Below are 9,008 nucleotides of genomic sequence, written 5' to 3' on the forward strand. Positions count from 1 at the left end.
ACCGGCACGCCGGGGCCCTCCCCGAGGTGTTCCGAAGTGTCTTCCCCCATCACCGTCTCCGTCCGTCGGCCTGCTACGTGCCGTGTCATGCCTCGTCGCGTCCACCATGCGCGTCGGGTCCGGCTTCGCCGGCCTCGGCCCTCGTTTCGCCTCCGCGCACCCGTACCCGATAGCCCACCGGCTCCCCGTCCGGCCGGCTCACCACCACACGCCCCGACTCCCACTGCGACTCCATCCGTTCAACGCACGGACGCTCCCAACCGTCCCCGGAATCCGGCACGACAAGTCCGCCGCCCTTACGCCCCTGCGCCGGAGCCCACACTTCCAGTTCCACGTCGCCGTCCGCGCCCGCCACCGGCAGCACCGCGCCCGCCCGTGCCAGCACCGGAATCCGGGACAACGGCGCATCGACCATCACCCGCCCGGGCCCCTCGTACGCCTGCCCCGTCGTGGTGTCGTACCACCGCCCGCGCGGCAGGCGTACGGACCGCCGCCGCGCGCCCTCTTCCAACACCGGCGCCACCAGCAGCGAGTCCCCGAGCAGGAACGCGTCCTCACAATCACGCAGCGCCCGATCGCGCGGCGTGTTCCACCACAGCGGGCGTACGTAGGGCGCACCGGTCAGCCGGGCCAGCTGCCCCAGTGTGAACACGTACGGCAGCAGCCGCTCGCGTTCGAGGGCCGCCCCGCGGGCGTACGCCAGTACCTCGTCCCCGAACTCCCACGGTTCCCTGCGCCCCGTGTCATGCGCACAGTGCGTACGGAACAGCGGCAGGTAGGCCCCCAGCTGGAACCACCGCAGATACAGCTCGGCCGACGGCACCTTCGAATAGCCGCCGATGTCCGGACCGCTGTACGGAACGCCGCACAGTCCCAGACCCAGCACCAGCGCCAAGGAAGCCCGCAGCCCCGGCCACCCGGTCGCCACGTCTCCCGACCACGTGCCTCCGTAGCGCTGGAGCCCGGCCCATCCGGAGCGAGAGAAGAGGAACGGACGCTCATCGGGGCGCAGCTCGCACAGCCCCTCATAGCCCGCACGTGCCATCGCCAGCCCGTAGACGTTGTGCGCCTCCCGGTGGTCCCCACCCCGGCCCTCCAGGGCGTGCCGCGCCGACCGGGGCAGCGTCGGCTCCCCGAACGCGACGAATGACGACGGCTCGTTCATGTCGTGCCACACGCCCGCGAACCCCTGAGCCAGCCGCTCCGCATACAGCCCGCCCCACCATTTGCGCACCCGGGCGTCCGTGAAGTCGGGGAAGACCGCCTCACCCGGCCACACCACGCCCCGCACCTCACGCCCACGCGCCTCCCGCACGAACGCATCGGCCGCCGCTCCGCTCTCGTACACCGCGTTCCCCGGCTCCGCCTTCACCCCCGGATCCACGATCGAAACCAGCCGCACGCCCTCCTGGCGCAGCTCGGAGGCGAGCCCCGGCAGATCGGGGAAGCGCGTACGGTCCACCGTGAACACCCGATGGCCGTCAAGGTGATCGATGTCCAGGTGGAGCGCCGTCAGCGGCACACCGCGCGTCCGGTAACCGGCGACCACCCGCCGCACCTCCGCAGCATCACCGAAACCGAACCGGGCGTGCTGATGCCCAAGGGCCCAGCGGGGCGGCAGCGCGGGCGCCCCCGTGAGCGACGCCCAGCCGTGCAGTACCCGGGAAGGCGTACCCGTCAGCACCCAGTAGCGCAGCGGCCCGCCGTCCATCCGGACCTCACAGGAACCGGCCCGGTCGTGCCCCGACCCCCTGCCCTCCTCACCCTCGTGCAGCGAGACCCGCCCGTCCCACGAGTTGTCGTGGAACACCAGGTGCGTACCGGCGTCCGCCACGACCAGCTGCACCGGCATCGTCAGCGACAGCGGGTCGTCACCGGGCCCGAAAGCGCCCCCGGGGTCGGTGTTCCACAGCCGGTACGTGCCGTCCCGCAGCCGCGGTCCGCTCGCCCGGCCGCCCAGCCCGAAGAACCGCGCGTCCGCCGCCACCTCGGAGCGCTGCACCCACCGAGACACACCACCACACGAACCGGTCCGCACGGCTTCCTCCGTGCCGTCGTCCCCGGACACCGCATCCTGGTCCGAGCGGCTCTCCGGCCGCGTGCCGTCTCCGTGGCCGGCCTCCGACACCACGTCCCACCACCGGGGCGGCAACTCCCGGCGCAGCACCACACCCCCCGGCGTACGGATCTCCACCGCGCCGAAGCGCGACACCGCGACCGTCACCCGCTCCGACACCACGCGCCAGCCGCCCTCGGTGTCGGGCTCCAGCTCCGCCCGACCGTCCGCCTCCGGCCCCGGCCCCACCAGCGCGTACGACGGCTCCGGCGTCGCACCGTCCCAGCCGCAGAAGACCGCGCCGCCCGACGTCACCCTGATCCGCAGCGAGGACCGCGCGAACCGCACCACCCCACCGCCCGGCTGCGGCTCGGCCCCCACCGCCGTACCCGGGACCCGCGCCCGCTCCGCACCCCGTGGCGGCAGCCCCGCGGCGTCGGCCCGCCTCCGCCGCAGCGCCGAGCGCACCGACAACCACCCCTGAGAAGTGCCCACTGCCCTGACCGTCCGTGCCGACCGCACCAGATCCCGCCCGTCCATACTGCTCAGCCTGCCATCAGCGCACCCCGGTGCAGGCATCGTTCAGCCTCCGTTCACCTGCGTTGACCTGCTGTGTCCGCAAAAGAGACACCGTGCTCCAGGTCCTCCGGCCCGGCGCGGGGCGCGCCGCTCACACCGTGTCCGCGCCACACACCATTCCCCCTGAATGTGGGGCGTCCACCCTGGTGCCGAAGACGATCACATGGCATCGTCCTGAGCAGTCGTGTCCTGCGCACCCCTACGGACGCGTCGGGCGCCACCGGGCGGGACGGGCCGGCGGCACCGCCCACCGCGGCGCACGGACCGGCACACCAGCCGTGTACAGCCCGGGAGCCGCATGATGACCACCGCACCGCAGCCCGCAACCCACCCGGAGCCCCTGTGGCAACCCGGCGCGGACCGTATCGCCGGAGCACAGGTCACCCGCTTCCAGGAATGGGCCGCCGCCCAGTACGACGCGCCCGCAGCCACACAAGGCGACCCGATCACGAGCTACGCCGCACTCCACCGCTGGTCCGTCGAAGAACTCAGCACCTTCTGGCGCGCCACCGCCGAATGGTTCGACGTCCGCTTCAGCACGCCCTACGACACCGTGCTGGCCGACGCCACCATGCCCGGCGCCCGCTGGTTCACCGGCTCCACCCTCAACTACGCCGAGCACGCCCTGCGCGCCGGCGAAGACCCCGCCAGGGCCCACGAACCGGCCCTGCTGCATGTCGACGAGAGCCACGACCCCACCCCCGTCACCTGGGCCGAGCTGCGCGCACAGGTAGGCTCGCTCGCCGCCGAACTCCGCCGCCTCGGCGTCCGCCCCGGCGACCGCGTCAGCGGCTACGTACCCAACATCCCGCAGGCCGTCGTCGCCCTCCTGGCCTCCGCCGCAGTCGGCGCCGTCTGGACCTCCTGCGCACCCGACTTCGGCGCCCGCAGCGTCCTGGACCGCTTCCAGCAGGTCGAACCGGTCGTCCTGTTCACCGTCGACGGCTACCGCTACGGCGGCAAGGAACACGACCGCCGCGCCACCGTCACCGAGCTGCGCGCCGAACTGCCCAGCCTCACCGCCGTCGTGCACATCCCCCTGCTCGGCACGGAGGCCCCCGAAGGCGCGCTCCACTGGGACGACGTCGTCTCCCACACCGAAGAGCCGGTCTTCGAACAGGTGCCGTTCGACCACCCCCTGTGGGTGCTCTACTCCTCCGGCACCACCGGCCTCCCCAAGGCCATCGTCCAGTCCCAGGGCGGCATCCTCCTCGAACACCTCAAGCAGGCCGGACTCCACTGCGACCTCGGACCCGGCGACCGCTTCTTCTGGTACACCTCCACCGGCTGGATGATGTGGAACTTCCTCGTCGCCGGCCTCCTCGTGGGCTCCACGATCGTCCTCTACGACGGCAGCCCCGGCTTCCCCGAGACCGGCGCGCAGTGGCGGATCGCCGAACGCACCGGAGCCACCCTCTTCGGTACCTCCGCCGCATACGTCATGGCCTGCGCCAAGGCCGGGGTCCACCCCGGACGCGACTACGACCTTTCCCGCGTCACATGCGTCGCCACCACCGGTTCCCCGCTCCCTCCGGACGGCTTCCGCTGGCTCCACGACGAAGTCGCCGAAGACCTGTGGATCGCCTCCGTCAGCGGCGGCACCGACGTCTGCAGCTGCTTCGCAGGCGCCGTACCCACCCTCCCCGTCTACATCGGCGAGCTGCAGGCCCCCTGCCTCGGCACCGACCTCCAGGCCTGGGACCCGCAGGGCAAGCCCCTCACCGACGAGGTCGGCGAACTCGTCGTCACCAACCCGCTGCCCTCCATGCCCATCCACTTCTGGAACGACCCCGACGGCAGCCGCTACCGGGGCAGCTACTTCGAGATGTACCCGGGCATCTGGCGGCACGGCGACTGGATCACCCTCACCGCACGCGGCACCGTCGTCATCCACGGCCGTTCGGACTCCACCCTGAACCGCCAAGGCGTCCGTATGGGCTCGGCCGACATCTACGAAGCCGTCGAACGACTCCCCGAAATCCGCGAATCCCTCGTCATCGGCCTCGAACTCCCCGACGGCGGCTACTGGATGCCCCTCTTCGTGCACCTCGCCGAAGGCGCCACCCTCGACGACGACCTGCGTGGCCGCATCAAGCAGACCATCCGCACCCAGCTCTCGCCGCGCCACGTCCCCGACGACATCATCGAGGCCCCCGGCGTGCCGCACACGCTCACCGGCAAGCGCATCGAAGTACCGGTCAAGCGGCTGCTCCAGGGCACCCCGCTGGAAAAGGCGGTCAACCCCGGCTCCGTCGACAACCTCGAACTCCTCAGGTTCTACGAGCGGATCGCCGCCGACCGCGCTCAGTGATCGAATGAGCCGCCGAAAACGCCTGCTCACAGACGTTTTCGGCGGCTCATCGCAGCCATTGTCAGACCCCTCGCTTACGCTCAGTGAGCACATGAGTCGTCAGTGACGACTCGCGAGCCGGATCGGCCCGTCAGCCGATCCGCGCCCGCTCACCAGCGTCATCAAGGGGGACACCATGACCAGCACCGCACGCCGCGCCCAGCCCGGCGCCCAACGACGCACCACCCGACGCACCCGCGGCCCCGCGCGCCGCACCCGCCGCAGGACCGCCGCCGCACGCCGGCTGGCCCGTGAAATCCCCGGCACCCTCGCGATCCTCCCGACTCCCGAGGACCTCGCGGCCATGAGCCGCTACCGCACCTTCCCCTTCACCGGCCAGGATCACCTCGGCTACCTCCGCCGGCTCGACGGCCTGCTCCGCACCCGCGCCGCCCAGGGCCGGCACACGGCTCTCACCCTCTTCGACCCCGGCGAATACGCCACCTACTGCACCGACACGGGAATCGACCCCGACCGGCCGGAGAGCCGTGCCCGCTACACCACCGAGGTGACCACCGCCGGCGCCACCGTCCCGTACACCGGCCGGCGGATCACCGACACCCTGCCCGTACTCCTCGACGAAGCCGTCCGCCAGGACACCTGGGACCGGGCCAGCACGCTCCTGTCGACTGCCGGCCGTTGCCCCACCTGCGACGGCGACACCGGGCACGACGCCTTCGAGCACGCCTCCCAAGCCATGCTGCGGCTCCTCGGCGCCCTCGGCCCCGGCAGACACCACGTCGTCTGCAGCGTCACCGCGAGCGGCGACAGCCCGCTCCTCGCGACGATGCACGCCACGACATACCCCGACGGCCGCCTGCACCTCGCCGAAGCGGAAGCACTGATCTTCTGCACCGTCCTCGCCGCCGGCTTCACCCTCGGCGGCGCCGGCGGCGTCGTCTCCCGCACCCTCGACGACCAGCACGGCGACGAGGTCCGCGGCTGGTCCCTCCGCGGCAGCTGGCTCACCGCCCTCACCGCGGCCGAGGTCTTCTCCGCGTACTGCACCGACGCCAGGACAGGCGACCCCGTGTCACCCGAACCAGGCGTCGACTACCTCCCGGGCATCGCCCTGCCCGCTCCCGACTACCCCCACGAGCACTGCGGAGGCACGTGAGGGTGAGCGCCACAGGGAGAGACGCCACAGGGAGAGACACGGAAGGCCCGGCGGACGACACCGGGGCACGACCCGCGCCCCGGTGACCAGCCCACGCCCCCGCATACGACGATGGCCGCCCCGCCACACGGGCGGGGCGGCCATCGACACGGCACAGACCGCTGGGGGAGACCTCCGAACCGGGGCCCCGAGCGTCAGGTCACTCGCCGGAGAGCACCGCCTGCGCCGCCAGACGCGCCTCCTCGGCGGTGTCCGCCGCACGCGCCGCCGACGCAGCACGCTCGCACTGCGCCAGCGTGTGCTTCGACAGCGTGGCGCGTACGTAGGGAAGCGACGCCGCACCCATGGAAAGGCTGGTGACACCGAGCCCCGTCAACACACACGCGAGCAGCGGGTCGGAAGCCGCCTCGCCGCACACGCCACAGCTCTTGCCCTCGGCCTTGGCGGCCTCCGCCGAGATCGCCACCAGGTCGAGCAGCGCGGGCTGCCACGGGTCCTGCAGCCGGGACACGGCACCGACCTGACGGTCGGCCGCGAAGGTGTACTGCGCCAGGTCGTTCGTACCCAGCGACAGGAACTCCACCTCCTGCAGGATCGAACGCGCCCGCAGCGCGGCGGACGGAATCTCCACCATCGCGCCGAACTTCGCCTGCAGCCCCGCCTCACGGCACGCGTCGGCGAACGCCTTGGCATCCGTGCGGTCCGCCACCATCGGCGCCATGACCTCGAGGTAGACCGGCAGCCCCTCGGCCGCCTTCGCCAGCGCGGTGAGCTGGGTCCGCAGCACATCCGGGTGGTCGAGCAGAGTACGCAGACCCCGCACGCCCAGCGCCGGGTTCGGCTCGTCCGACGGCGTCAGGAAGTCCAGCGGCTTGTCCGCGCCCGCATCCAGCACGCGCACGACCACCCGGCCCTCCGGGAACGCCTCCAGCACCTGCCGGTACGCCTCGACCTGCTTCTCCTCCGACGGCGCGTTCTTGCTGTCGTCGAGGAACAGGAACTCCGTACGGAACAGCCCGACGCCCTCGGCACCGGCCTCGACCGCCGCCGGCACGTCCGCCGGACCGCCGACGTTCGCCAGCAGCGGCACCTTGTGCCCGTCCGACGTCGCGCCCGGACCCGTGGCGGCGGCCAGCGCGGCCTTCCGCTCCTCGGCCGCCCGCTCCATCTCCGCGCGCTTCTCATCGCTCGGGTTCACGAAGATCTCGCCGGTACTGCCGTCCACGGCCACGACCGTGCCCTCGACCAGCTCGTGCGCACCCGGCAGGGCGACGACGGCCGGCACGCCCAGCGCCCGCGCAAGAATCGCGCTGTGGCTGGTCGGCCCGCCCTCCTCGGTGACGAAACCGAGGACCAGCGACGGGTCCAGCAGCGCCGTGTCGGCCGGCGCGAGGTCCCGCGCGATCAGCACATACGGCTCGTCGCTGTCCGGCACGCCCGGCATGGGCACGCCCAGCAGGCGCGCGACGATCCGGTTCCGCACGTCGTCCAGGTCCGCGACCCGGCCCGCCAGGTACTCACCGGCACCGGCCAGCAGCGCCCGGTACGCGGCGAACGCGTCGTACACGCCGCGCTCGGCCGTGCTGCCCACCGCGATCCGGCGGTCGACGTCGGCCATCAGCTCGGGGTCCTGGGCCATCATGGCCTGGGCCTCCAGCACCGCCTGCGCCTCACCACCCGCGAGGTTGCCACGGGCGATCAGGTCGGCGGCCACGGCTTCCACCGCCTGGCGGGCGCGCCCCTGCTCGCGCTCCGCTTCCTCGGCGGGGATCTGCTTGGCCGGCGGCTCCAACACCGCCGTTCCCATGTGCCGTACCTCGCCTATGGCGACACCGTGGCTCACGCCGACGCCTCGCAGCGTTGTCTCCATTGCACCCGTCTCCGTGTGATGCGACGGCCGGCGCCGCCGCGTTGAATGTCGTACGTGCCGCTCCGCCCGCACCGTCGTCCGGTGCCTGTTCACGGAACGGATTCGGCGTCACTGCCAGCTGAAGAGCTGGTCCCCGGCCTTCACGTCGCCGTCCTCGCGCACGTCACCGAGCGCGTCGGCGGTGGCCTCCAGCGCGACGACGGGGCAGACCGGCGACTTGCCGGCCTCCTCGACGGCGGCCGGGTCCCAACGGACGACGCCCTGGCCGCGCGTCACGTTGTCCCCCTTGTTGACGAGGAGCTCGAAGCCCTCGCCATTGAGCTGAACGGTGTCGATGCCCAGGTGCGTCAGCACGCCGTGCCCTTCGGCGTCGACGACGACGAACGCGTGCGGGTGCAGGGAAACAACGACGCCGTCCACGGGCGCGAGCGCCACGGAAGGCTCGCGGGTCGGGTCGATCGCGGTACCGGGCCCCACCATCGCGCCGGAGAAGACGGGGTCAGGCACTGCACTGAGCCCGATGGCGCGTCCGGCGAGCGGGGACGTCACGGTGGTCATGGGAAGCCTCCCAGGGGTGGAGATCTATCAGGTCGCCGTCACTACCTGTCCCGGACGGCGCACCGGTCAGAGCGTAAGTCATAAGAAGTGGACGCTTCGCACGACAGACGCGAGGCGCGATCATGCGTGTGAAGGGGTGCCGCTGGACAGCGGCCTTCCCCCGATTTGCCTCGCCCCAACCCCACCTGTACTGTCTAACACCTGCCCCGGACACGAGGACGCAATCACTGCGGCCCGCGACAGGGGTGGCACCCCATCAGAGTCTGATCTGAGAATCTCGGTCACTTCTGCATGCCTGCATCGCTTCTTGCGGTGCGCGCATTGAATGCGGAAAGGGACGCGGTTCGGAAGACCGGAAAGGCCTGATAGAGTGTGAAACACCGAAGGGAAGCGCCCGGAGGAAAGCCTGAGAGAGTCTCTCGGGTCAGTACAAAGGAAGCGTCCGTTCCTTGAGAACTCAACAGCGTGCCAAAAGTCA

At 71.7% G+C, this 9,008-nt stretch carries 6 protein-coding genes; 2 read left to right on the plus strand and 4 right to left on the minus strand.

Going from position 1 to position 9,008, the window contains the following annotated elements:
* Positions 1 to 85: 85 nt before the first annotated feature.
* Positions 86 to 2,596 carry a glycoside hydrolase family 31 protein gene (locus IF20_RS35285; RefSeq protein ID WP_052869537.1) on the minus strand — a complete coding sequence of 837 codons (2,511 nt, stop codon included), beginning with the start codon at positions 2,594 to 2,596 and terminating at the stop codon, positions 86 to 88.
* 340 nt (positions 2,597 to 2,936) lie between these two features.
* On the opposite strand from IF20_RS35285, the gene IF20_RS35290 reads away from it, so the two are divergent.
* Together IF20_RS35290 and IF20_RS35295 are read left to right on the plus strand one after the other, a co-directional pair.
* Entirely contained in the window at positions 2,937 to 4,946 is a 2,010-nt protein-coding gene (locus tag IF20_RS35290; protein WP_052869544.1) for an acetoacetate--CoA ligase, read from the plus strand.
* A 175-nt stretch (positions 4,947 to 5,121) separates the two neighbouring features.
* Entirely contained in the window at positions 5,122 to 6,102 is a 981-nt protein-coding gene (locus IF20_RS35295; protein ID WP_234426968.1) for a hypothetical protein, read from the plus strand.
* A 199-nt stretch (positions 6,103 to 6,301) separates the two neighbouring features.
* On the opposite strand, the gene ptsP is transcribed toward IF20_RS35295, so the two are convergent.
* The 3 genes from ptsP to IF20_RS40325 all read right to left on the minus strand — a co-directional run.
* Positions 6,302 to 7,972 (minus strand): phosphoenolpyruvate--protein phosphotransferase, encoded by a 1,671-nt coding sequence (gene ptsP / locus IF20_RS35300; protein ID WP_052869538.1) that lies wholly within the window; start codon positions 7,970 to 7,972, stop codon positions 6,302 to 6,304.
* Positions 7,973 to 8,080: 108 nt separating this feature from the next.
* Positions 8,081 to 8,530, minus strand: coding sequence for a PTS sugar transporter subunit IIA (locus IF20_RS35305; protein ID WP_052869539.1), 450 nt, complete (start codon positions 8,528 to 8,530; stop codon positions 8,081 to 8,083).
* Between the two features lie 281 nt (positions 8,531 to 8,811).
* The coding region (locus IF20_RS40325; protein WP_234426969.1) for a hypothetical protein at positions 8,812 to 9,008 on the minus strand (197 nt) is incomplete at its 5' end.

It is taken from the genome of Streptomyces niger (assembly GCF_000718305.1).
In the GTDB taxonomy this organism is placed as follows: domain Bacteria; phylum Actinomycetota; class Actinomycetes; order Streptomycetales; family Streptomycetaceae; genus Streptomyces; species Streptomyces niger.